The organism is Carboxylicivirga taeanensis (assembly GCF_051851475.1).
Classification (GTDB): domain Bacteria; phylum Bacteroidota; class Bacteroidia; order Bacteroidales; family Marinilabiliaceae; genus Carboxylicivirga; species Carboxylicivirga taeanensis.
In genome coordinates, this window is record NZ_JBPUSJ010000002.1 from 85,010 (window position 1) to 109,645 (window position 24,636).

The 24,636-nt window shown below is 43.4% G+C and carries 19 protein-coding genes; 9 read left to right on the forward strand and 10 right to left on the reverse strand.

Features of this window, described 5'->3' with window-relative positions:
• The first annotated feature begins 107 nt into the window (after nucleotides 1–107).
• From ACSX1H_RS03870 to cobA, 7 genes are all read left to right on the forward strand, one after another.
• Nucleotides 108–530 carry an RrF2 family transcriptional regulator gene (locus tag ACSX1H_RS03870; protein ID WP_439182345.1) on the forward strand — a complete coding sequence of 141 codons (423 nt, stop codon included), beginning with the start codon at nucleotides 108–110 and terminating at the stop codon, nucleotides 528–530.
• A gap of 21 nt (nucleotides 531–551) precedes the next feature.
• Complete coding sequence (cysK, locus tag ACSX1H_RS03875; protein WP_439182346.1) at nucleotides 552–1,475, forward strand: cysteine synthase A; 924 nt, start codon at nucleotides 552–554, stop codon at nucleotides 1,473–1,475.
• Nucleotides 1,476–1,746: 271 nt separating this feature from the next.
• Nucleotides 1,747–3,546 (forward strand): diflavin oxidoreductase, encoded by a 1,800-nt coding sequence (locus tag ACSX1H_RS03880; protein ID WP_439182347.1) that lies wholly within the window; start codon nucleotides 1,747–1,749, stop codon nucleotides 3,544–3,546.
• 18 nt (nucleotides 3,547–3,564) lie between these two features.
• Nucleotides 3,565–5,283, forward strand: a complete 1,719-nt coding sequence (locus ACSX1H_RS03885) for an NADPH-dependent assimilatory sulfite reductase hemoprotein subunit (protein ID WP_439182348.1) — start codon at nucleotides 3,565–3,567, stop codon at nucleotides 5,281–5,283.
• A 6-nt stretch (nucleotides 5,284–5,289) separates the two neighbouring features.
• The gene (locus ACSX1H_RS03890) at nucleotides 5,290–5,517 is read left to right on the forward strand and encodes a DUF2061 domain-containing protein (RefSeq protein ID WP_439182349.1); all 228 of its coding nucleotides are present in this window, start codon (nucleotides 5,290–5,292) and stop codon (nucleotides 5,515–5,517) included.
• Nucleotides 5,518–5,528: 11 nt separating this feature from the next.
• Complete coding sequence (locus tag ACSX1H_RS03895; protein ID WP_439182350.1) at nucleotides 5,529–6,038, forward strand: precorrin-2 dehydrogenase/sirohydrochlorin ferrochelatase family protein; 510 nt, start codon at nucleotides 5,529–5,531, stop codon at nucleotides 6,036–6,038.
• A 16-nt stretch (nucleotides 6,039–6,054) separates the two neighbouring features.
• Nucleotides 6,055–7,779: a uroporphyrinogen-III C-methyltransferase gene (cobA, locus tag ACSX1H_RS03900; protein WP_439182351.1), complete on the forward strand. Its 1,725-nt coding sequence runs from the start codon at nucleotides 6,055–6,057 to the stop codon at nucleotides 7,777–7,779.
• 118 nt (nucleotides 7,780–7,897) lie between these two features.
• Here cobA and ACSX1H_RS03905 read toward each other — a convergent pair whose 3' ends face one another.
• From ACSX1H_RS03905 to ACSX1H_RS03930, 6 genes are all read right to left on the reverse strand, one after another.
• Complete coding sequence (locus tag ACSX1H_RS03905) at nucleotides 7,898–9,961, reverse strand: peptidylprolyl isomerase (RefSeq protein WP_439182352.1); 2,064 nt, start codon at nucleotides 9,959–9,961, stop codon at nucleotides 7,898–7,900.
• Nucleotides 9,962–10,076: 115 nt separating this feature from the next.
• Nucleotides 10,077–11,339 (reverse strand): hemolysin family protein, encoded by a 1,263-nt coding sequence (locus tag ACSX1H_RS03910; protein ID WP_439182353.1) that lies wholly within the window; start codon nucleotides 11,337–11,339, stop codon nucleotides 10,077–10,079.
• Nucleotides 11,340–11,393: 54 nt separating this feature from the next.
• Nucleotides 11,394–11,972 carry an LPS export ABC transporter periplasmic protein LptC gene (gene lptC / locus ACSX1H_RS03915; protein WP_439182354.1) on the reverse strand — a complete coding sequence of 193 codons (579 nt, stop codon included), beginning with the start codon at nucleotides 11,970–11,972 and terminating at the stop codon, nucleotides 11,394–11,396.
• A gap of 4 nt (nucleotides 11,973–11,976) precedes the next feature.
• Nucleotides 11,977–13,326 carry a tetratricopeptide repeat protein gene (locus tag ACSX1H_RS03920; RefSeq protein ID WP_439182355.1) on the reverse strand — a complete coding sequence of 450 codons (1,350 nt, stop codon included), beginning with the start codon at nucleotides 13,324–13,326 and terminating at the stop codon, nucleotides 11,977–11,979.
• A gap of 31 nt (nucleotides 13,327–13,357) precedes the next feature.
• On the reverse strand, nucleotides 13,358–14,662 hold the full coding sequence (gene bamG, locus ACSX1H_RS03925; RefSeq protein ID WP_439182356.1) for a BamG family beta-barrel-assembly machinery protein: 1,305 nt from the start codon (nucleotides 14,660–14,662) through the stop codon (nucleotides 13,358–13,360).
• A gap of 22 nt (nucleotides 14,663–14,684) precedes the next feature.
• Nucleotides 14,685–15,416 (reverse strand): type III pantothenate kinase, encoded by a 732-nt coding sequence (locus tag ACSX1H_RS03930; RefSeq protein ID WP_439182358.1) that lies wholly within the window; start codon nucleotides 15,414–15,416, stop codon nucleotides 14,685–14,687.
• Nucleotides 15,417–15,513: 97 nt separating this feature from the next.
• Here ACSX1H_RS03930 and ACSX1H_RS03935 point away from each other — a divergent pair, with 97 nt between their 5' ends.
• Nucleotides 15,514–16,548 (forward strand): response regulator, encoded by a 1,035-nt coding sequence (locus ACSX1H_RS03935; protein WP_439182359.1) that lies wholly within the window; start codon nucleotides 15,514–15,516, stop codon nucleotides 16,546–16,548.
• Here ACSX1H_RS03935 and mfd read toward each other — a convergent pair whose 3' ends face one another.
• Both mfd and fbp read right to left on the reverse strand, forming a co-directional pair.
• The gene (mfd, locus tag ACSX1H_RS03940; protein ID WP_439182360.1) at nucleotides 16,549–19,902 is read right to left on the reverse strand and encodes a transcription-repair coupling factor; all 3,354 of its coding nucleotides are present in this window, start codon (nucleotides 19,900–19,902) and stop codon (nucleotides 16,549–16,551) included.
• Between the two features lie 224 nt (nucleotides 19,903–20,126).
• Complete coding sequence (fbp, locus tag ACSX1H_RS03945) at nucleotides 20,127–21,152, reverse strand: class 1 fructose-bisphosphatase (protein ID WP_439182361.1); 1,026 nt, start codon at nucleotides 21,150–21,152, stop codon at nucleotides 20,127–20,129.
• Between the two features lie 162 nt (nucleotides 21,153–21,314).
• On the opposite strand from fbp, the gene ACSX1H_RS03950 reads away from it, so the two are divergent.
• Nucleotides 21,315–22,574: an aspartate kinase gene (locus tag ACSX1H_RS03950; RefSeq protein ID WP_439182362.1), complete on the forward strand. Its 1,260-nt coding sequence runs from the start codon at nucleotides 21,315–21,317 to the stop codon at nucleotides 22,572–22,574.
• A 94-nt stretch (nucleotides 22,575–22,668) separates the two neighbouring features.
• On the opposite strand, the gene ACSX1H_RS03955 is transcribed toward ACSX1H_RS03950, so the two are convergent.
• On the reverse strand, nucleotides 22,669–23,178 hold the full coding sequence (locus tag ACSX1H_RS03955; RefSeq protein ID WP_439182363.1) for a hypothetical protein: 510 nt from the start codon (nucleotides 23,176–23,178) through the stop codon (nucleotides 22,669–22,671).
• 18 nt (nucleotides 23,179–23,196) lie between these two features.
• Nucleotides 23,197–24,534: a dihydroorotase gene (locus tag ACSX1H_RS03960; protein WP_439182364.1), complete on the reverse strand. Its 1,338-nt coding sequence runs from the start codon at nucleotides 24,532–24,534 to the stop codon at nucleotides 23,197–23,199.
• Between the last annotated feature and the right edge of the window lie 102 nt (nucleotides 24,535–24,636).

The window sequence follows — 24,636 nt, forward strand, 5'->3', positions numbered from 1 at the left end:
TAATATCATACCCTACAAAACAAATAGGATAAAAAAGTATTTTATTTTTTGGACTTGCTAATAATCTGATTGATATTTGCTAACAGAAAAAAGTAAAATAGTAGGATATGTTTCCAAAGAAAGTACATTATGGCTTACGCTTTTTATTAACCTTGTCGGGTTTAGCAGAGGGAACTCACCTTGGAGTAGCCGAAATTGCTGAACGGGAACAGTTATCGGTAAAATTTTTGGAGGCTATTGCTGTGACCTTGCGTAAGGAGGGAATTGTGGATGTGCGGCGAGGTGCCGGAGGCGGCTACAGTTTGTCACGCCCTTTAAAAGAGATAACACTTTACCAGATTGTATTGGCTCTGGATGAAAAGCTGGAAAAAGAAATCTCAACAGAGGGGGAGCATAATACTGAAAAAGCAGTTGGGCGATTTCTGTTAAGCGTACGAAACGATTATGGGCGCTTGCTTCGAAAAGTTACTTTGGAGAAACTGAAGAACTACTATGCCGAAGAAAATGAAAGAATAATGTATTATATATAACAATATTAAACCGTAGAAACCATGAGTAAAATAGCGCAGAGTATTACCGAATTAATAGGAAAAACACCCTTAGTAAAAGTGAACAGGTTGGCCAATGGTGCAGGCGCCGAAGTTGTAGCTAAATTGGAGTTTTTTAATCCAGCCAGTTCTGTAAAAGATCGTATCGCTTATGCCATGATTGCGGATGCTGAGCAAAAAGGCTTACTGGATCAAGATACCGTGATTGTGGAGCCCACCAGCGGGAATACAGGAGTTGGTTTAGCTTTTGTGGCAGCGGTTAAAGGCTATCGCTTGATTTTAACCATGCCTGAAAGCATGAGCATTGAGCGTCGCAAGCTACTGATTAAGTTCGGTGCCGAGTTAGTGCTGACTCCAGCCGAAAAAGGCATGAAGGGGGCCATTGAGAGGGCTGATGAAATAGCTGCGGAACTGCCTAAAGCTTTCATTCCTCAGCAGTTTAATAATCCTGCCAATCCGGCTATTCACAGATGCACAACAGCCGAAGAAATTTGGGAAGACACGGATGGTAAAGTAGATATTTTTGTAGCGGGTATTGGTACCGGAGGAACCATAACAGGCGTGGGTGAGATTCTTAAGGAGCGTAATCCCAATGTGAAAATTGTGGCTGTAGAGCCGGAAGCTTCACCAATCTTGTCAGGCGGTCAGCCTGGTCCACATAAAATTCAGGGCATTGGTGCCGGTTTTGTGCCAAATGTGTTAAACACCGATGTGTTTGATGAGGTGGTGAAGGTAAGCAATGAAGATGCCATTGAAACAGCTCACAAAGCCGCCAAGAAAGAAGGTATCCTTTGTGGTTATTCCTCTGGAGCTGCGCTGTTTGCTGCCATTTCCGTGGCACAACGTCCTGAAAATGCCGGTAAGCGCATCGTGGTGGTATTGCCAGATACCGGAGAGCGCTACCTGAGCAGCTTCAACATCGACTAAAAAAACTTCAGAATAACTTGAAATATTAAATGGATGTAAACCGTATGGTGGTATTTTACCACCGTACGGACTAGCATCTAACACCCCAAATTTTCAGAGCGATGCCACAGCATAGATGTAAATATTGCAGCTCATCATACCGAATGCCCGGCCGGGCATAATATCATTCTTAAGGCCGGAATAATCTTTCGGTTGATTCATAATTAGATAGTGTTTTTATAGGCGGCTTTTTGCTGCAATTGGTTGTATTACAAGATAAATACGATTTAGGATGTCACAGCATATAACAACCGGTATTTTATCGGACACATTACTCGGTGAAGCTAATCACCTGGTGAATAAACTCTCTAAGGAACAGTTGCTTTGGTTAGGTGGATACCTGTCTGGCATTGGATTGAACGGACAGTCAAATACTGCACTTGCATACCAGCAGGAGGTTACAAATGGAACAGGAATAAAGGGTAATCAAACATCAACAGCAAGCCTTAAGGTGTTGGTAGGTTCACATTCAGGTAATGGCAAACTAGTTGCCAGGCAGCTGGTAGAGCAGGCCAAAAACACCAAGCTGCAACTGGACGTAAGTAGTATGGGTGATTTTCGTCCAAAGCACCTGCAAAAAGAAGAGAATGTAGTTTTTATTGTTTCCACCCATGGGGAAGGAGAGCCGCCGGTTGAAGCAGCCGATTTGCATAAGTTTCTCGGTGGTAAGCGGGTGGGCGATATCTCGCAGCTGAACTATGCCGTTGTAGCATTGGGCGATAGCAGTTATCAGTTCTTTTGTAAAACTGGTTTGGATTTTCATAATCGCTTAAAAGCACATGGTGCCAATGCCTTAAGTGAACCTTTACTCCTGGATGTTGACTTTAAGGATCAACTCGATAATTTGCCCGATACTGTTTTGGCACTTTTCGGCAATTTAAAAAGTTCTTCCTCTGAAACAGTTACTTCAGCGGTAGGTGCACGTAATATTACAGACGGTTTAGTGGAGGCTGAGCTGATTGATAAGGTGCTGTTGAATGGACGGGGTTCCAATAAGGAAACCTATCACATTGAGCTGGATATTGAAGGAACAGGCTTAAGCTACCAACCTGGTGATGCACTGGAAGTGTATGCGGTAAATAGTAGCGAACTGGTGCAGCAACTCCTTACCAAACTCAATTACACCGGCGATGAACCGGTTGTTCATAAAGGAACATCCTATACAATTAGCGAGCTCTTGAAGCACCATAAGGAAATTACAGTCGTTACGATTCCTGTGTTAAAGAAATTATCAGCTTTTGTAAAAGAGCCGGATTTGAACCGTTTATTGGATAAGCGCGATGAGTTGGACAGCTTCCTGTATGGTAGCGATTTACTGGATGTTTTGTCCGACTTTAGCTTATCTATTCAGCCGCAGGAGTTGGCTGATGCCTTACGAACCTTGCCACCCAGGGCTTATTCCATCGCTTCCTCACAGTCGGAAGTGGGCGATGAGGTGCATCTCACAGTAGGGGCCGTGCGCTATGAGAAGAATGAACGCCCTCACCAGGGTGTGTGTTCAACCTTTCTAATTGATCAACTGGATGAAGGCGCTAAAGTAGCGGTGCAGATTAAATCTAATGAGGGTTTTCGTTTGCCTGCTGATGATAAGGACATCATTCTGATAGGTGCCGGGACTGGTATTGCGCCTTACCGCGCTTTTTTGCAGGAGCGGGCCACTGCTGAGGCGACCGGTAAAAACTGGCTGTTCTTTGGTGACCAGCATTTCGAAACAGATTTCTTATACCAGGCTGAGTGGTTGAAGTATCGGCAGAAGGGGGTGTTGTCAAAAGTCGATGTGGCATTTTCACGCGATCAGGAGGAGAAGGTTTACGTGCAGCACCGAATAAAAGCACAGGCTGACGAAGTATATGCATGGCTGCAGAATGGGGCAACCATTTATGTGTGTGGCGATCGTAAGACTTTGGCCAGAGATGTACAACAGGCTTTTATTGAAATACTGCAGGAGCAAGAGAATATCTCTTTTGAGCAGGCTGCAGAGCGCTTGCTGCAGCTGAAAAAAGAAGGTCGTTATCAGGAAGATGTTTACTAACCAACCAAAAACAAGCACATGACATTGAAGCAAAACAATCTGCCTCAGCCGCAGGCCTGGAAGCCTTCTGAGGTGGAAACCATAAAAACCAATAGTAATTATTTGCGCGGTACACTTGAGCAAAGCCTCAACGATGCCATTACCGGTGCCATTGCTCCTGATGACACGCAGCTGATTAAATTTCATGGGAGCTATCAGCAAACCGATCGGGATTTGGATGAGGAGCGCAAGAATCAGAAGTTAGAGCCGCTGTACAGTTTTATGATTCGCGCCAGGGTGCCGGCCGGTATTTCAACTGCAGCTCAATGGCTGGCAATGGATGAGCTGGCTGATAAATATGGCAATGGTACATTGAAACTAACAACACGTCAGGCTTTTCAGTTGCATGGAATTGTGAAAAAGAACCTGCGACAAACCATGCAGGGAATTAATGATGCGCTGTTGGATAGCATAGCCGCCTGTGGTGATGTCAACCGCAATGTGATGAGTACCTCCAATGAAGGATTGTCGCCTGTGGTAGGTGAGCTGGCCGGGTTTGCAAAAGCCATTAGTGAGCATTTGTTGCCTAAAACAACGGCCTACCACGAAATATGGTTGAACAAGCAGCTGATTACCGGCGGGCAGCAGGATGAGGAGCCTATCTATGGCAAAACGTACCTGCCGCGAAAATTTAAAATTGCCATTGCTGTGCCTCCTTACAACGATACGGATGTATTTGCCAATGACATTGGATTGATTGCTATTGTTAAAGACAATCAGTTACTCGGCTACAATGTGGCAGTTGGGGGTGGAATGGGCAAAACCTATGGCATGCCCGAAACCTATCCTCGCCTGGCCGATGTAATTGGTTTTGTGCCAAAAGACAAAGCACTTGAGGTAGTGGAGGAAATAGTGAAAGTGCAGCGCGATTTTGGGAACCGGGAGAATCGTAAGCTCGCCCGTCTTAAATATACGCTCGACCGGATTGGTTCAGAGGTCTTTGTTGAATTATTGCAAGCGCGACTGGGATTTGAGTTGGAGGATTCTAAACCTTATTTGTTTGAGTCTAATGGTGACGTGTTTGGGTGGAAGAAAGCGGCTGATGGTACCTGGTTTTTAGGGCTGCACATTGAGCACGGACGTATTAAAGACACGGATGCTTTGCAACTGAAGCAAGCTTTGAAAGAGGTGGCGCAGCTTGGAGTGTGTGACTTCCGCCTGACTGGTAATCAGGGTTTGGTGCTGGGTAAGGTTATTACACGTGATAAGCTGAAAATACAGGAGATATTAGGGCGTTATGCCGCAGGTGATGCACAAAAACTATCCGGATTGCGAAAGCATGCCATTGCCTGTGTGGCTCTTAATACTTGTACTATGGCCTTCGCCGAAGCAGAACGCTACCTGCCTTCCCTGGTGACTAAGCTGGAGTTGTTGTTGGAAAAGTTTGGTTTGTCAAATGAAGATATTCTCATACGAATGACGGGCTGTCCCAATGGGTGCGGACGTCCATTTCTTGGTGAGATAGGCCTGGTGGGGCGTGCCATGGGTAAGTATAATCTTTACTTGGGAGCTGGCTTTGCAGGGGAACGTCTGAATACCTTGTATAAGGAGATGGTATCGGAAGCAGATATTCTGCAATTGCTGGAGCCTTTATTTGAAAGTTATGCTGGTGAGCGAGCAGCAAAGGAACGCTTTGGTGATTTTCTGGTTCGAACAGGTGTGATTGAAGCATCTCAGCAAGTTCAATCCATCAAATAAGCGGCCATGAAAGACAAACGATACAGAAGCATCATCAAAACCATATCGTGGCGGGTGACAGGTACCATCGATACCTTTCTGGTCTCGTGGCTGGTTACAGGACGCCTTGGTCTGGCGGCCTCCATCAGCATGGTGGAGGTGTTTACCAAGCTCTTGCTTTACTATCTGCACGAACGACTCTGGAACCGCATAAAAATAGGGCAGGAGAAGATCGAACCAGACTATCAGATTTAAAATACGCATGTATGAATTTTTTACCCATTAGTATCAATATCGAAGACGAGACCATCCTGATAATCGGTGGGGGAAAAGTGGCCATTCATAAAATTGAATCGCTGGAGCGCTTTACTCATCGAATCAAGATCATCGCCAAAGAGGTGGTGCCCGAAATTCGTCAGCGCAGCTTTATAGAGATTGTAGAAAAAGAATATGAACCGGGCGACCTGGATGGCCATCTTCTGGTCTATGCGGCTACCAATGACAGTGTTCTGAACAGCCGGATTCGGGAGGATGGCAAAGCCAGACGTTCCATCGTTAATGTGGTGGATAAGCCCGGGAATTGTGACTTTGTTTCGCCAGCCATTTATAAACAGGATAATATGACTGTAGCAGTGAGCTCCAATGGTGAGAATGTGTTTGCAGCCATTCATTGGCGCAACCAGATTCGTGACTTGGCGCAGAGCAATCAGATTGGCAGCTCGAAAACCAAGGAAATTTTTCGGCAGGAGTTTCACGCTGCCAATCAAAAGTCTTAATCATTTAAAAAGTAACATGATGCAAATACAGATACAGGTTTTAGCACCCGTTTTCAATAGTGTATATCACCAGCTAAACAAGGTGTTACCCAAAGGGACAGAGCTGATGGTGAGTAGCCATCGGTATGAGAATCGATTGGATGCCGAACAATTGATGGCCATGCTGATGAAGGGTGTTGACTGTATCGTTGTGCCAACCAATAAGGTGCATTATCCGATTCATGCAGAAGTGCCTGTTGTGGCTGTGTTGGCTAATGAGGACGATGAACTCAACCCGCTTTTGTTACTTGGTTTGAATCAGGAGAAGGCACAATTATTTTCACAGCTGGAGGGCGACTTACGCTTGCGCTACGGCAGTGTAGCTATCGCTGGTTTTGGCCCCGGAAACCCTGAGCTGCTGACCCTGAAAGCGCAGCGTTTAATTGAGGAGGCTGATATTATTTTTCATGATGATTTGCTGGATGATGCCTACCTGAATGCCTACAAAGCTGAGAAAGTATATGTGGGTAAGCGAAAAGGGAAGCACAGTGCGCACCAGGGAACCATTAATGAACTTCTGTATAGGGCAGCACTGGAGGGAAAGCAGGTGTTGCGCCTGAAGGGTGGTGATCCCTTAATTTTTGGACGCGGGGGTGAGGAGCATCACTACTTAACGCAGCGTCTGGTAGATGTAGAGATGGTTCCTGGCATTACGTCAGCTTTGGCTGCTGCTGCTGATGCGGTGGTGCCGCTCACATCGCGTGGAACCAGCACCTCGGTAGCTTTTACACTTGGACATGATGCGCTGTACAACCAGTTGCCTAAGGCCGATACACTCGTATTCTATATGGGCGCCTCTCAACAGAAGCCCTGGGCAAGACGATTGGTCAAAGAAGGATGGCCGGGCAATACGCCTGTGGTTTGTGTTCGTAATGCGTCATTATCAGATAAGGAAATTCGGCGCTACACGCTCGAGGAATTATTATCCAGCGAAACAGTATTGCCTGCGCCGGCCTTATTGCTTGTTGGGCAATCGGCCGGTCAAAGCGGTTATCTTCCAGCAAAAAAGTGGCTGTACACCGGCTTGGATGTAAAATATTTTAGGGAGGAAGGAAGGGTTGTGCATAATCCGTTAATGGAATTACAGCCCTTACCTTTAGTTGAAGAGCATACGCGGGTACTTCAAAATCTGAAGGCCTTTGACCGCATTGTGTTTGCATCGCCCTATGCAGTGCATCATTTTATACAAGCACTTTTTAAACTTGGTTTAGATGCCCGGGTTTTGCACAGAAATGAGTTAACCTCAATAGGCGTTTCGACGTCTGAGGCACTGAAGGAATATGGCCTGAATGTTAAACCAGCTTCGAACGATAATTCGTGGCAAGGGCTGGTCAACGCTTTGGAGGCTGAGGAGCTTACTAATGAGTCGGTCCTGTTTCCCTGTTCCGAAAAAGGCCTTGATAAATTGCCAGCAGCAATGGAGGGGCTTGGAAATCACGCTTATCAGCTGAAACTCTATAAAAGTGTTCTGCCAGAGCGAGCAGTCCGGCATAACCTGGAAGATTTTTATGGTGTCGTATTGACTTCACCAATTGCTGTACATCACTTCTTTCAATTGTATGGTTCCGTTCCTTCAGACTTGGTTTTTCGGGTAAGGGGTAATTATACTCGAAAAGTATTGGAACAATACATCGGTCAGTTAGGGGTTACTAATAAGTTGTTGGTTGGTAAAGATACTTCAGAAATGGAAGCCTGGTTATAGTTCAGCATCGGTGTTTTACGAAAAAGAAATGGGGCTATCACCAAAGCAGCTGGCCACAAGGAGGTATAAAAAAAGCGGAACAAAACTGTTCCGCTTTTTTTAAGTAAACATTATGATATTAAAAGAACTTACTTCTTTCATCAGTAATTTCAGCTTTACTGCGGATTGCCTCAGTTGTTTGGTAATCCACTTTAAAACCAGTGCTCTGAGATAGCTGAGCTTTTTCAGCATCAACAGTCACCGTGTTGTTGGTTACGTTATTTACCTTAACCGCATATACCCCGTTGTTTCCAGCTACAGGAGTGCTCACCTCACCAACTTTAGCGTTGGTAGCTAAGGCAACTAATGCAGGCTCAACACCAGCACCTGGCACCTGGAAGGCACCGAAATCAATTTGGCTGGCACTCATTACTTCGCTGTTGATAGCAGATGCTAAGGCATTCAAGTCATTGCCCTGCTTTTTGCTGTTCATTTCTTTAATGATAACCTCTGCTTTTTTATCGTTGCGAAGTTTTCTTTCAATAGACGCTCTTACCGCTGAAACAGATTGGTAGCCTTCTTCTTTCGCACCAGTTAGGAATGCAATAACGTATGAATCGCCAAACTCGAAGATTGGTGACATTTCATTTACGTCAGATTCGAATGCCCAGCGAACCATTTCGCGTGATTGCTCCAGGTTATTAACAGTTCTGTCATTAGCTTTGATACTTCTGCCATAACGCTTAACCAGGTTATCGGCCGTAATGACTTCGTCAAACTTCTCAATAGTATTGTTTAGCGAAGCAAACTTGGCTGCCTGAGCATATACCTGCTGATTGGTTTTTGTGCTGTAGGTAATATTGCGCTCTAAAGTAGCAATGTTGTATTTAGTAACTGGCTTACCTTTATCCTGAATGTGGATGATGTGCGTTCCAAACTGGCTTTCAACTTTTACAATAGATCCTTTAGGATTTTCGAAACAGGCATCATTAAAAGGTTTCACCATCATTCCTTCAGCAAACCAACCCAGGTCACCGCCATTGATAGCAGACCCCTGATCCATCGAATTTTTACGGGCGATATCAGCAAAATTTGCACCTCCCTTAACTAAAGCATACAGGCTATCAGCTAAAGCAGCATCACCTACCAAAATATGGCGGGCTTTTACTGAGTCAGGAATTTGCTTGATAGCAACAATTCTTGATAGTTTATAAGTGTCGTTTTCCAGGTATGGACCGTACACCTCGTTTACCGAAGCCCCTTTTACAAAACCCTGAAGGGTAGAGCTTAGTTGCTCAAACTTTAGGTTACGATCAATGTAGTTGGATTCTGAGTTCATATTTACGTACTGGATGGCGTCCGTTTCAGGATTAGCAAATTCAACTTTTGAATTTTCAATCCATTCAGCTGCCATCTGACGATCTTCTTCAGATGGTTTTACATCGAATGAAACATACACAACATCGCGCATAGCGTCCTGCTTGTAGTTGTTTTGATGCGCATTGTAGTAGTCCTTAACCTCTTTCTCCGACACGCTAACTGCTGAATCAGGAACCGATGTGTAACGTTTAACCACAAAATCGAAATCAACTTTGTTTGCTTTAGCCTCTGCTTCTGCCTGTGCTTGAGCAGTAGTAACAAACATTCCTTTTTTGATTAGATCGCGGTATTTGGTAAACAAGCGCTCTTTTTTGATTTGTTTTTCGAGAAACAACCAATAAAAGTTAGCATTTGGATCTAAGTTTTTTTGCTGTAGGAAGTTGATTACCTGAGCTCTGTCAAATGCACCTGTCTGTGGATTTGTAAACATCTGACGAATCTGAGGGTGCACATTTTTACCTGTAGCCATCTCAAAAATCTCATCAGCTGTTACCTCTATTCCTAAATCTTCATATTTTTCGTTCATTATGATATCCTGAACCATTTGATTCCAGGCTTGCTCACGAATTTGGTAAGATGTATTTTCATCCAAAGCCGAAGACCGGGCATTGAGCTTGTAATAATCTTCAAGTTCAGTCACATAGCTTTGGTATTCAGGATAAGACACAGATGTTCCATTAATTTCAGCAATCTGCATGTTACGTCTTCTAAAAATGGAATCTCCTGAACTCATTAAATCACCTAATAAAAAGGCTAGGAGCCCTATCGCAATCACGATTATGAGTAATCCAGATTTATTTCTAATTCTCTCTAATGTTGCCATTCTGTTATTACTTAAAAAATTATGTAGATTTCAAAATCAGGTTACGAATATACAAAAAAATGGGACACACGATAAGCTGCAACCATCTTTGCCGCAATAAAGTTTTTGTTAACGATTAATCTGTTTTGTAACTCAACTTAATCAATTCTATTTTGGCATTACTGGCCTCTAATATTTCAAAGGTAAACTGCTCAATGCTTATAACGTCGTTAATCTCCGGAATGGATTGATTATGAAAAAGTATCAGACCCGCTATGGTTTCATATTCATCCGAATGGGGCAGGTGGAATGGGTATTTTTCATTGAGGTAGTCTATTTCCAGTCGGGCTGAAAAAAGGTACTCATTTTCGCCTACCCGTTCTTCAACATGTTCCATGACATCATGTTCGTCATTGATCTCGCCAAATATCTCTTCAAGAATATCTTCTAAGGTCACAATGCCAGCTGTGCCCCCAAACTCGTCAACTACCAGCGCAATACTTTTGTGCTCTTTGGTAAAGAGTTCAAGCGCCTGATTCGCCGTCATCGTTTCGGGGATGATCGAAATTGGGCTGACAATGTTTCGGATTTTTTTTGGGTGCTTAAATAGAGAAGATACATGCACATAGCCAATAATGTTATCTATACTGTCTTTATACACCAGTATTTTGGAAAAGCCTGTTTCGATAAACTGTTTGCGCAAAGGCTCGAGTTCCTCACTTACCTCAATCACCTGAAGGTCGGTCCGGGGGATGATACATTCGCGGATTTTAAGCTTGGAAAAATCCAGTACGTTTTTCAGCAGTTTGATTTCGTTAACCCCTTGTTCGTCTTTATCACTTTTTTCGTGATGCTCGGTAAGCAGGTTGTCTAAATCAATTTTGCTAAGCATCCAATTGGCCTGTTCCGGTGCTGTTTTAGCTTTCAGTATTTTTTGAATGATAAAATCAGAAACCAGCATTGTTAAACTGCTGATGGGGTAAAAAAGCAGGTAAAAAAACATCAATGGCAGCGCAAACACGTTCAGTATAAATGTTGGGTGAATACGGAATAGTGTTTTGGGCAAAAACTCAGCTGTTATAAGAATGACCAGTGTTGAAAACGTGGTTTGAATCAGCAGCAGCCAAATGCTCGATTCGAAATACTGGCTGATAAATGGTTCGATCAAATCGGCCATGTATAAGCCATAAACTACCAAAGCTATGTTGTTTCCAATGAGGATGGTAGAAAGAAATAAGCCTGGGTTCCGCACAAAGCGATCGATGATGCCAGCCTGCAAGGGATGTTTTGTTTTGTTTAACTCCAACAGTAGTTTATTGGAACTAAAGAAGGCCATTTCACATCCGGAAAAAAAGGCGGATAAAACAAGAGTAAGTGTAATTATTAGATAGTCGTCCATTTAAGTTTTAGGCTGTCTTTAACAGGTAAGATAGAAAAAAGCTATGAAATATAATTATTCATCAAGCTCTAAATCCCCGCTTAAATTTTTAATTCGCCAGTTTTGCATGTTTTGGTCTGCTTCGAAACCTGTACCGGTGTAAACACTTTCACCCTGACTAATCGATACAAACTTGTCTGAATAGATTTTCTCCGTCTTCATGTCCCAAAACAACTGTTCGGTGCTTAAAACTTCTCCCTTTTGGTTAACGGCTTCCACATCAAAGTTTAATTCCCATAACTCCTTTTTGTCGTAGAAAATGGCATTGCCACATTTTATCTGGGCATCTATTTCACCATTGCTCTGGTACATGATACAGTGAAGGCCTTGGGGGAAATCGCGGTAGGGCTCTTTTTTACGATCGTATTGCAGCATCTCAGGAGTGATAAACCTTAGCTTAACTTTGCCCGAGTCGGTAATGGTTGTTTCCAGCTCTTCAAGAATAAGCGAAGGTATTTCTTCCCTGTTGGTAATGGCGGCAATAGCCTCGGGTTTATTCGACTGGCATGCCGACAATAAAAAATAAACAGCAAGCAGTAATAAACTGCTTGCTGTATTTATAAATTGAATTCTATTTTTTAATAAAGGTATCAAAGCTTTATTTTTTAACTCTAACGGTAGTTGTTGTGCCAATCCAGCCATTAATTTTATAGTTGTCACCGGCTTTTAATCCCTGGAAGAAGATTTCTTCTGTATTTGGGAAATACTGTGAATAAAGAGCGATGTTTTCATTCGCTTCAGCCGCAACATTGCCATCTACAGCCTTTGCTTTTGCAAACTGATCTACAGCAGCCCAATATACGGTTTTGTGCTCAAATTCTGTAGAGCCATAGCTGCCCGCGCTAGCTGCGTAAGCCTTACCAATTAAGATGTAAGGATCACCCCATCCACCGCGTAATGCGATTGCTTTAAGTGCTTCAGCTCTTGTTTGGCTATATTTCTTTTGCGACATGTAAACTAAACCAAGCGTATGGTGGTATTTGGCTTTGCTGTCGGCATCTTCTTCCAGCGTAATGGCTTCGTTCAAATAGCTTACAGCTTTCTCTAAATCACCTGTTTTCATGTACATACGAGACAGGCCAAAAGCTGATGAAGATGAAGGTTCAATGTTGTGCAGGTGTTCAGACGACTTGTAGAATAGTTCTGACTCACCGCAATCGCCCTTGGCTAATAAGCGGTTAACACGCTTCAACCAGGCAAGATCATCAGTATGATCGGCTAATTGAGGGCCAAAAATTTCTGCCAAAGTTTCGCAGTTAGCAGCACCACTTTGAGCAAATATTTTCTCAACGGTTCCAATGGTTTCCTCAATCTTGTCAGCATACTTTGGCAATGATGTCTTTTGCGTATTCAATGTTTCGGTCACATCTGTGTAAATGTTAACCAGCTTTTCACCCGAAAGCTCATCTAACTTATACATGGCCGCACTGTTCACCATATAGGTCAATAATGCAGGATACTGTGTTTTTACACCCAGATCTTTGTATGAGTTTTCTAATAATGGTTGAGCTTGCTTAATCGTTTCCACATCATCACGATTATGACGCAGCATGGTAATGGCTTTCTTACCCATGATATAAGCTGTTGGGTAGCGCTTGTCGTTACCAAAGTATTTGGCACGCTGGTCGTATACTTTCATTAGCAGATCATAGTAAGCTGCTTTTTTGGCCGCATCCTTTTCCTTCACGTACAAGGCCTCAACAATTCTTTCACCGTGCGAGTATAAGTTCTTATTGGAAGCCGGACATTCGTTGAAAGCAATTTCCCAGCGCGGAAAGGCTTCAGCATAGTTCTTTTGTTTGTAGTACTCGTAATAAAGCGAAAGATTTTCCAAACATCTCAAGCTATCTTCCCCATGGCCGAACTTCGACCCATCTTCAACTCCTTTTTGAGCAAATGCAGATCCAGTAAACAGGAGTCCTGCAATTAATAATGTAGCAATTTTCATTGGCATGGTATTCTGGTTTTTCGTATTAGTTTTAATCAAATTTCCGTTTCATGAACCAATATTCGTGCAACGTCAGGTTCATCGATAAGCGCATATAGTTTTCTTTAATTAAACTATTATTCGTTGTACCTCGTTGACCCCATTCGAAAGCAAGGTTGAAAGACGTTTTACTTCTTTTTAATGGTAATCCCAGTCCAAAAGTTATGCCAAAGTCTTTCAGGTGATCGCCACCGGCCGATTCAGGCATTACCAGGTACTCTTGGGTATAGGAAGTACCAATGCGATATTTAATGCGACTTGGGTAAAAGTTAGCGCTTCTGTAGTTGGGTATAAATTCCAAACCAAACGCAATGCTTTGCTCATCACCAATGGTGAAAACATTCTCATTGGTGGTTGAACTGTTTAATCCAGGGAATGATGATTCGCTCCATTTTGACAGCGAGTAGTCAGCCGTAACAGTCATCATGTCGTCAATGTTATAGGCTAAACCAACACCAAACTTTTCGGGGAGTTCTAAGGCATTGCCTTTAAACTTAGTTTCAGTAAACTTAAGCGAATCGGCATTAATGATGGTTGTTCCATCACGATCGAATCCGGTACCGGCTGCCACTAATTTTGTGACTTTGCCTCGCATACCGGTTTTAGGCTGATAGATGGCCCCGATTACCAGGTTATGACGCTCTTTTAAGTATAATTTATATTGTGCACCAAAATCGATGTAAAAATCATTGATGGATATTTTCTCAGAAGTGGCCACCTTAAAACCGAAGGGGTCGTTGGGGAATTCAGCCAGTGAATTGTGTTCAACACTTCCAAAAATGTAGGAAAAGTGTGCTCCAAACGATAAGTTCTTGATAGGACTGAGGGCTAAGCCCGCATAGGCTTTTGTTGTATTGCCACTGCCCTGATAGTTTGACCTTGTGTAGTCACCATCACTGACGGTTATGTCCGCTGATTCGCTATCATCAAAAAACTTGTAGCCCACTAATGATTCAGGTTTTACCCCAATCGACATAAACCCCCATTTTGATAGTGGATAACCAATGGCAAAATAAGAGAAGTTCATATCAGAAAAGCGTGTACTGGCTTCTTCTGTTTTTATTTTCTGCTCAAAACCGGTTATACCTCCCTCAAAGAAAAAGGAGATCGAGTCCATACTATAGTAGGATGCCGGGTTCACATTGTTTAGGTTATAGGAGCTACTAAGAGCAATACCTGTGTGTCCCATCGCTGCATTTCGGCCAAATCCGTCGGCTTGCAGTTCTCCAATTCCATAGCGAGAGTATGGAGAGTATGTTCTGTTTTGCGCTAAAGCGGCATGTGAAACAAAAGCCACTAGTAAGAAAGTTAAAACAACCTTATATATATTGTGCATTGTGTTCTAGTATTCTGTTAAGTCCAATAAGTACTAAATTAGGATGTACAAAGATGGGATTTTTTAATTTCCTTGCAAAAAATTCTGCATCACCACCTGTTATAATTGTTTTTAACCTTTTATACTGGGAGCTTAAAGCTTGTATTAAGCCCTCTATTTCGAAGGTCAGGCCATGCTGAACACCGGCTCGAATGGCTTCATGAGTGGATGAGCCGACAAGTGGTGTATTGGCTTCTTTTGATAAGTGGGGCAGCCTGCTGGTAAAGTGATGGAGTGCTTTGAAGCGCATGCTCAGTCCTGGCGAAATGTTCCCGCCCCGGTATATGCCATCACTTACCAATTCATAGGTAATAGCTGTGCCGGCATCAATTATCAGCAGATCGTTATCAGGATAGAGGCTGATGGCGCCAGCAACGGCCGCCAGTCGGTCTTTGCCAATTGTTTCTTTGGAGTTGTACTGCCACTCGAAAGGAAGTGGCGTGGTATGGCTAAGATCGATAATTGCTGATGTAACTGTTTTTAAGTTGGTCACTAATTCCTCATGTCTCTCCTTAACAACTGATGATATGATGATTTGTGTAATGTGAAACCTGTCATTCAGCTGCTTAATGGTTTTTTTATCAAGAAAATCAGATAAATCAGAGTGGATGAGCTTACACTGGTCAAAAATCCCAAATTTCAATTGTGTATTTCCCCGGTCAATAACTAAATTCACGTTGCAAAGTGTATTGGTAATCAGTAGTTCGTTTTATTTTTTTCAGCTGCAAGATACGAAACAATATGCAGCTTGTTCACTAACTCAGATGCTTTATATGAGAAAAGTCCTTGTTGTAGAAGACGATAAGTTTATCTCGGCAATATTTACCATGTTCCTGCGCGAATTGGGGCATGAGTTAATAGGTAAATGTGCTGATGGAAAGGACGCTGTGCGCTTATGTCATCGTCTGAGGCCGGATGTTGTGCTGATGGATATTCACCTGGAAGGGGAGATGGATGGCATCCAAACGGCGGAACAACTGCGCAGGGAGTTGGATATTCCGGTTATTTATGTTTCCTCAGACACCAGTAGTCAGGTCATCAAGCGGGCTATTGTGTCTAATTCCTATGGTTTTTTGGTGAAGCCGGTTAATCGCAAAGAGTTGGGGATTGCCATTGATTTAGCCTATTACAAGCACAAGGTGGATCAGGAACAACGTGAGCGGGAACGGGGCTATCGGCAATTTATTAGCGAAGCCTCCATGCCCCTAATGATTTTAAGCGAGGGGCGCATTCAATACCTGAATAATCTGGCGCTCGATTTGTTTAAAACGCATTACATGGAAGATGTACTGCTCTCACCATACTTGCATTTTGTGCACAAGGATGATCAGCCTCAGGTAGAATCTTTACTCGATAATTTCAGGGCGCATGGACATGGTTTTGAGCAAATCAGTATTGCCATGCAAGATGTGCATGGTCAGTCGTTCTTTGCACAAATATCAGGATCTTCCATCATCTTTAATAAGAAGAAATCGCTCCAGATAACTTTAGTGGATAATTCTAAAGAAGTATATGCTCATAAGCGGGTGGAGTTATTGCTCGATTACCTAAATAGTCTTGGTCAGCCCTACTTTATAACCGATGCCCGCCATAAGGTAAAAGAAGTGGCTCCCCACGAGCTGTTTCAGGATGTCCCGCTGGTGGGGCAGCGAATTAACCAGTTGGGCAGCTGGTTTGCTTCGTCAGATAATGGGACCTTAACGCTTACAAAGGGCCAAATTAAGCAGGCTTTTATGGCACAAGAAGTGCTTGATGCCACAGGCGAGGTCTATGAATTACTCTATGTGCCAAAGATTAGGCCGCAATAGCTACTGTACTATTTTTTCCTGCATATCACTTATTAAATGCTTGACTTCTTTAATGGTTTTTATGTCCCTGATGATCAAATATAACTTGCTTTTACCTTCTTTCATCGTGGCTTTTTTGGAGTTGTGCTGTATCCAAAGCAAGGTGTTTCTGAACAGAGCCGATTGGTAAAATGGCGACTCCTGGTTGGAGACAAAATAGAGGTATAGCAGGTTGTTTTTGAAGATGATTTTTTCAATTCCTAACTGCTTGGCCATGCGGCGTATGCGAACCAGTTCGAACAGGCGCTGCCCGGCTTCCGGAATTGGACCAAAGCGGTCAATCAGGTTGGATTCAAATGCTGCCAAATCAGCCTCCTCTTCGATATTGTCCAGCTCCCTGTAAAGATGCATTCGTTCGGCAACGTTTTCAATGTAGTCTTCGGGTAACCTGAGTTCGGTATCGGTTTCAATCAGGCAGTCGCTCACAAACACTGTTGAAGAAGCAGTCTCCTCATCTTCAAAGGTATCTTTGTATTCTGTTTCTCTCAGCTCGAGCAGGGCTTCGTTAAGAATACGCTGATAGGTTTCGTAGCCAATATCTGAAATGAATCCACTCTGCTCTCCTCCCAGGACATCGCCGGCTCCGCGGATATCCAAATCTTGCATGGCAATATTAAAGCCGCTGCCCAAATCAGAAAATTCTTCGACTATCTTCAAGCGGCGGCGAGCTTCTTGTGTTAATGTGGAAAGTGGGGGCGCCATAAGGTAGCAAAAAGCTTTTTTATTGGAACGCCCTACGCGTCCGCGCAGCTGGTGCAGCTCACTCAAGCCAAAGTTGTGTGCGTTGTTAATAATAATGGTATTGGCATTAGGGATGTCAAGACCCGATTCAATAATGGTGGTGGCAATCAGTACATCGTACTCTCCTTCGATAAAGTCGAGCATTATTTTTTCGAGTTTGGGACCCTCCATCTGCCCATGCGCCACAATGGTTTTTATCTCGGGCAAAATTCGGTTAACCATGGCTTCCACCTCTAAAATATTCTGAACCCGATTGTTGATAAAAAATACCTGGCCGCCGCGCTCGACTTCATAAAGGATGGCTTCTTTAATGATCTCCTCATTCATCACATGCAACTCGGTAATGATTGGGTGGCGGTTGGGCGGTGCGGTGTTCAGAATGGACAGGTCGCGGGCTCCCATGAGTGAAAACTGCAGGGTACGCGGAATGGGTGTAGCAGTAAGGGTGAGCGTATCGACATTAACTTTGAGCTGTTTCAGCTTTTCTTTAATGGCTACACCAAAGCGTTGCTCTTCGTCGATAATGAGCAGTCCCAGGTCTTTAAACTCAACATCTTTACCTGTTAGGCGGTGTGTGCCAATTAAAATATCTACCTGCCCTTCTTTGGTTTTTTTAAGCGCTTCTTTAATGCTTTTGGGTTTACGCAGGCGACTAACGTATTCTATATTGGCCGGAAAATCCTTCAGGCGTTCTTTAAAAGTTTGGTAGTGCTGCAGGGCCAAAATGGTGGTGGGCACCAGTACAGCCACTTGTTTATTGTCAGCTATTGCTTTAAAGGCTGCCCGAATCGCAATTTCTGTTTTTCCAAAGCCTACATCACCACAAACCAGACGATCCATTGGGGTGGTTTTCTCCATATCTTCCTTAACGGCAACGGTGGCTTTCGTTTGGTCCGGTGTGTCTTCAAAAAAGAAGGAGGCTTCTAATTCGGTTTGCAGGTAGGTGTCGGGTGAAAAACGGAAGCCGGGTTCGGATTTGCGCTTGGCGTAGAGGGCTATCAGCTCCCGGGCGATGTCTTTAACCTTGCTTTTGGTTTTGTCTTTTAGCTTTTGCCAGGCCGAAGTGCCTAGTTTGTTGATTTTAGGTGGTGTCCCATCTTTTCCTTTGAACTTACTGATGCGGTGCAGAGAGTGGATGTTAACCAGAAGCACATCGTTGTCGCGGTACACCAGCCGGATGGCTTCCTGCGGCTTTCCGTTGACGTTTTGAGTCACCAGTCCGCCAAACCGACCAACGCCATGGTCGATATGTACCACAAAATCGCCGGGGTTAAGTCGGCTCAGTTCTTTGAGTGAGAGCGCTTGCTGCGCGGCTTTGGCTTTTTCGGTTCTTAATGAAAATTTATGGTAGCGTTCAAATATTTGGTGGTCGGTGTAAAAGCAAAGTAAGGCTGTGTGATCAATAAACCCTTCGTGCAGGCTGTGGTTGATTTCACCATATTTGAGGTCGATGCCCCTGTCATGAAAAATGGCCTTCAGACGTTCAAATTGTTTGGTGTTGTCCGATAAAATAAAGCATCGGTACTGCTCGCTTTGTTTTTCTTTGAGATTCTGCTCGAGGAGCTCGAAGTTTTTGTGAAAAACAGGCTGTGGTGACGAGTTAAACTCAATGGTGGTTGCATTGGAGAGGAGCGAAGGCTTACTCAGCGCAACGATGGGAAAATTCAAACAGTCGCTGTAAAAGGCTTTAAAAGAACAAACACTGTCGGGAGAAAGGAAACTGTATATTTTCTCGTCATCTTCCTCTATCTCCAGATTTTGTGAGGCAATTTTCTCCTCAATAATCGCCATGCGCTGCTCAATAAAGTCCATGTCGTCCACCCAAATTTTGCATGTTTCGGGCAGATAGGCCGACAGGGTGGTGAGGGTTTGTTTATTTTGATTTTCAGTAAGGTTAGGGACGATAGTGACCTGTTCCAGCTTTTCTTTGGATAGCTGATTTTCGAGATTAAACTTACGGATGCTGTCCACTTCATCACCGAAAAAATCAATCCGATAGGGATCTTCATCAGAGAATGAATATACATCGATGATGCTGCCTCTGACCGAGTATTGTCCCGGTTCAAACACAAAATCTACGCGCTGAAAATGGTATTCGTTTAAAACATCTGTAATGAATGAAATATCCAGTTGATCGCCCTTATTGATGATCAGGCGGTTTTCTTCCAGTAAATCGGCCGATAGAACTTTCTCAACCAATGCTTCGGGGTATGAAATAACAAAGAGCTCATTTTTACCACTGTGTAGTTGACTCAGTGCCTCCGTTCTCAGCAGTACATTTTGCGAATCCTTTTGTCCATACTCGGGCGATCGTTTATAGGACGAAGGCAGGAAAGAAACAAACCGGGCGCCGCATAGCTGGGCGATGTCGTTATATAGATAGGCGGCTTCCTCGCGGTCGTTGAGTATTACCAGGTGTGGCCCTTCCTTTAAAAGAGCGGCTTGTATGACAGACTTTAAGCTGCCTGTTAACCCTTTTAAAACAGTGTGGCTCCGAGGGGTGGCCAGCGCTGCCTGAATTTGTTTAATTAATTCACTTTCCTTGTATAGATCAAGTATTTGATTGACTTCCACGATTCACTAGTTTACGGCAAAAGTAGTCGAAAAATATGATTGCATGAAACCGGTGTTCGGATCAATAAAAAACAGGCCTGCTTGCTTAATGCTGCAAAGTAGGCCTGTTTCAATTAATAAACGCGTGTTAGGTTATGATAGTAATTTACGCTTTAAAAGTAATTTATAATTGTGTTTAGCTATCACTCTTCAGGTTCTGTTTAGGTCTGAGGCAAAGTGAGTTATTAGCTATCTTTTCCGTATTTTTTTAGATAGTTCTCTACTTTTTCAACCATCTTTTTCGAACCGGTATAAAATGGTGTGCGCTGGTGAAGCGATGAAGGCTTTAGTTCCATAATGCGCTGCTCGCCATTGGTGGCCATGCCGCCCGCTTGCTCTGCCAAATAGGCAATGGGGTTGCATTCGTACAGTAGACGTAGTTTCCCAGTTGGTGCATTCTCAAATTCGGGATAGATGAAAATACCGCCCTTCAGCAGGTTGCGATGAAAATCGGATACCAGTGAGCCAATGTACCTCGACGAATAAGGACGATTTGATTTGGAATCTCTTTCCTGGCAGTATTTAATGTACTTTTTAACGCCTTTCGGAAACTTTTTATAGTTGCCTTCATTAATCGAGTAAATGGTGCCCTCCTCAGGGGTTTGAATCAGTTGATGGGAGAGACAGAATTCGCCAATTGAAGGGTCCAATGTGAAGCCGTTAACTCCATTGCCTGTTGTGTAAACAAGCATTGTTGAACTGCCATAGAGAATATATCCGGCGGCTATCTGTTCAGTACCTTTCTGTAAAAAATCCTCCATGTTGGCTTTAGAGCCTTCTGGGGTGATGCGTCTATAAATCGAGAAGATTGTTCCGATAGATACATTCACATCAATATTGGACGAGCCATCCAACGGGTCCATTAAAAAAACGTATTTGGCATTTCGAGAAATTTCATCGTCAAAAAAAATGAAACTCTCATTTTCTTCGGAGGCAATGGCGCATATTTCGCCACAACTGTGCATGGCATCAATAAAGTATTCGTTGGCAATAACGTCAAGCTTCTTTTGCGATTCACCTTGAACATTCGTATGGCCTATATCTCCCAACGCATCCACCAAGCCCGCTTTGTTAACAGCCCGGTTCACGATGCGGGCCGCTGTGCTAACATGGTGAAGCAGGTGAGAGAAGCCGCCATCTGCCTTGTAATCAAGGCTCATTTGGCTTTTAAGGATGAACTCGTTTAGTGTAGTTACTTCGAATTTAGTCATGAAAATTGGAATTAAGTATTAGTCTGAAAGATAGCTAATGGTGTGATTATTAACAATGATAAGGCTCACTTGTTGTAATCTGTAAGGAAATAGTTATAAATTGAAAGTTATTTTTTGGTTTGTGTTTTTTTGCGAAACCAAGTGAAGATGTAATTTTAGGGCATGAGAGTATTTAAGTTTGGAGGCGCATCAGTAAAGGATGCTTCAGGTGTTAAAAACCTGTCTCAAATTGTAGGGGCAGTTAAAGAACCCTTGATTGTAGTTGTATCGGCAATGGGCAAAACGACCAATGCCATGGAAACTATTGTTGAAGCTTATATGGAGCGAGATATGCGCTTGGTGCAAGAGCGTTATCATCAGGTCCGGAGCTATCACCTGCAGGTTGCAGAGGAGTTGTTTGGGCGCGATAATGCTTGCCTTAATGACTTACTGAGTCAGCTGGAACAGAAGCTGGAGATGGAGCCTTCTCTTAATTATGACTTTGAGTATGACCAAATTGTGCCGTTTGGTGAGTTGTTTAGCACCACCATCATCAGTGCCTACCTTAACAGTATAAAATTACGGAATGAGTGGCTTGATATCCGCCGATATATTCGTACCGATGATTGTTTCCGAAGTGCGAATGTTGATTGGCCACTCACCGAGGAGTTGTTGGGCGCAAAGCTGGCTGATAGTCAGGAGCAGCTGTTTGTTACGCAGGGGTTTATTGGTTCCACCGAAACAAATCTGACCACAACGCTGGGGCGCGAAGGTTCTGATTTTACCGGCGCCATTATTGCGCATGTTTTAGATGCCGAGAGTTTGGTTATATGGAAAGATGTGCCTGGGGTGCTTAATGCCGATCCGCGTTGGTACCCGCGAGCAGTTAAAATTGATGAGCTTTCTTACTGGGAAGCCATTGAGCTAACCTACTATGGTGCACAGGTAATTCATCCAAAAACGCTCAAGCCCCTTCAGAATAAGCAGATTCCATTGCTGGTTAATTCTTTCCTTAAGCCGCAATTGCAGGGAACAATTATTCAAAGCAGCGAGCAAAGTGGTGAGCTGCAGCCTATTTTTGTATTGAAACAAAATCAGGTGCTGATTTCTATGTCGCCTAAAGATTTTTCTTTTATCGTGGAAGAGAGCTTAAGTGGTATTTTTCAAATCTTTTCGAAGCATCGCATTACATTAAATATGATTCAGACTTCAGCACTTAACTTTTCGGTGTGCGTAGATGATTCGAAGCGCTTGAAGGCGGCTATTGATGATTTGCAGGAGTACTTTGATGTGAGGTATAATGAAGATATCGAATTAGTTACTATTCGGCACTATACCGATGAGGCAATTAACGAACTTATTGAAGGTAAAGAAGTGGTTGATTCGCAGGTGAGTCGAAAAACTGCTCGTTTTGTCTTAAAAGCTTCGGAGTGGAAGTTTTAATGAATTAGTTGGTAAATGAAGCACTACTGTTCCCCTTTTGATAAAGGGGAACTAGCATCATAAGCAAAGAACATAAAGGCTTTCTAATTGATGATTAATCTCTCATTTTCACATAAAAAGCCGCTTTGTAGCCCAGTAATTCACCATCTTCCGACAGGTACTCGTAGGCCAGTAAAATGGCATGTACCTGCTTGGTCATTATCAATTGTTGCTCATCAAAGTGCCAGGTTTCCCAAAATTGTAATTTGGCTACCTTATCCCGCTTGAAATCGTCCTGGTCTTCTATTGCTTTTACCTCTGCAACTGTCAGTTCCTTGTGGGTGCTATAGCTATACGCTTTTGCATTGTGCTGGTAGATGGCATCAAATACCTGGTTGACCAGTTGCTCTCTTTTGAGACGGCTAAGACAGTGTTCTGTCCACGTGTCATAAGGATCGGCGTTTTTAATGAGTACCGGGTAAATAATGGTGTCGGCCAGGCATGTTCCCGGAGCCGGGAGAGTGGCTGCGCTGTTGGTTGAAGCAGGCTGATTACAGGCCTGTAGTAGAATGAAAAAGCACATGGCAGCTGGTGCCAGGTGCTTTATTATGTGGTTGATATTCATTATTTATTAGCTGTGTGTTTATCGATCGAAAACCAAACGTTCACCTCTGATTGATGGATTGACTTTTCCGTTGGAGTAGGCTAGCTGACCATTGATTAGTGTGTGTACTACTTTATGAGAAAAGCGGGTGCCTTCAAACGGCGACCATCCGCATTTGTAAAGGATGTTTTCCGGGGCAACCTCCCAGCTGCTGTTCGGATCAACCAATACCAAATCTGCCTTATAGTCTTTTCGGATAAAGCCGCGCTTATTTATTTGAAATAAAATAGCCGGGTTGTGGCTCATTTTTTCTGCCACCAGCTCATAGCTAAAAACACCCTGTTTAACCATTTCCAGCATAGAAACCAAGGCGTGCTGCACCAATGGGCCCCCCGAAGGCGCACTGAAATATTTGTTGTTTTTTTCCTCCATGGTATGTGGGGCGTGGTCGGTTGCCACTACATCAAGGGTGCTGTTAAGCAGGCCTTCTCGCAAAGCTTCGCGATCTTTTTCAGATTTAACAGCCGGATTCCACTTAATGCGTGCCCCATATTTGTCGTAATCGGCATCGGTGAACCACAGGTGGTGCACGCACACTTCGCCGGTTACTTTTTTCTCGCTAAGTGGCATGTTTTTGTCTAAAAGTTCCAGTTCCTCGGCCGAACTTAAATGTAATATATGCAGGCGTGCCCCGTGCTTGCGTGCCAGTTCAGATGCTTTTTTTGATGATTTATAGCAGGCCTCGGCTGAGCGAATAACCGGATGGTATTTAAAGGGCATGTCCTCACCAAACTTATTCTTATAAATGGTGGTATTCTCCCTGATAATATCTTCATCTTCACAGTGAGTGGCAATAAGTGTCGGACTTTCGGCAAAAATACGCCCAAGAATAGCTTCGTTGTCCACAAGCATATTGCCTGTTGATGAACCCATAAATACTTTGATGCCACATACTGTTTGTGGATCTGTTTTCAGAATTTCCTCAATATTGTCGTTAGTGGCTCCCAGATAGAAAGAGTAGTTGGCTGCTGAGTCAGTGGCCGCAATCTGAAATTTTTGTTCTAGTATTTCGTGGGTGGTAGCTTGCGGCTTGGTGTTGGGCATTTCCATAAATGAAGTAATTCCGCCGGCTACAGCTGCTCGCGACTCACTTGCAATATTGGCTTTCTGAGTTAGTCCTGGCTCGCGAAAGTGTACCTGATCGTCTATTGCACCCGGGAACAACAATAATCCATCTGCATCGATCTCCTGATCGGCCTTTGGAAGTTCGCCATTGGTTATAATCTCCTTAATGAGATCGTTTTCGATAAAAACACTCCCAATGAATTTTTTGCCTTCGTTTACAATGGTGGCATGCTTTATTAATAAGGTCGACATATTTATGAGTTGATATGTTTACAATTTATTATGCTTGATTTACTTATTTCTCAAACACCGCTCAGTCAATTTAGTTGGCTTTTTTGCAAAGTTCTAAATAAT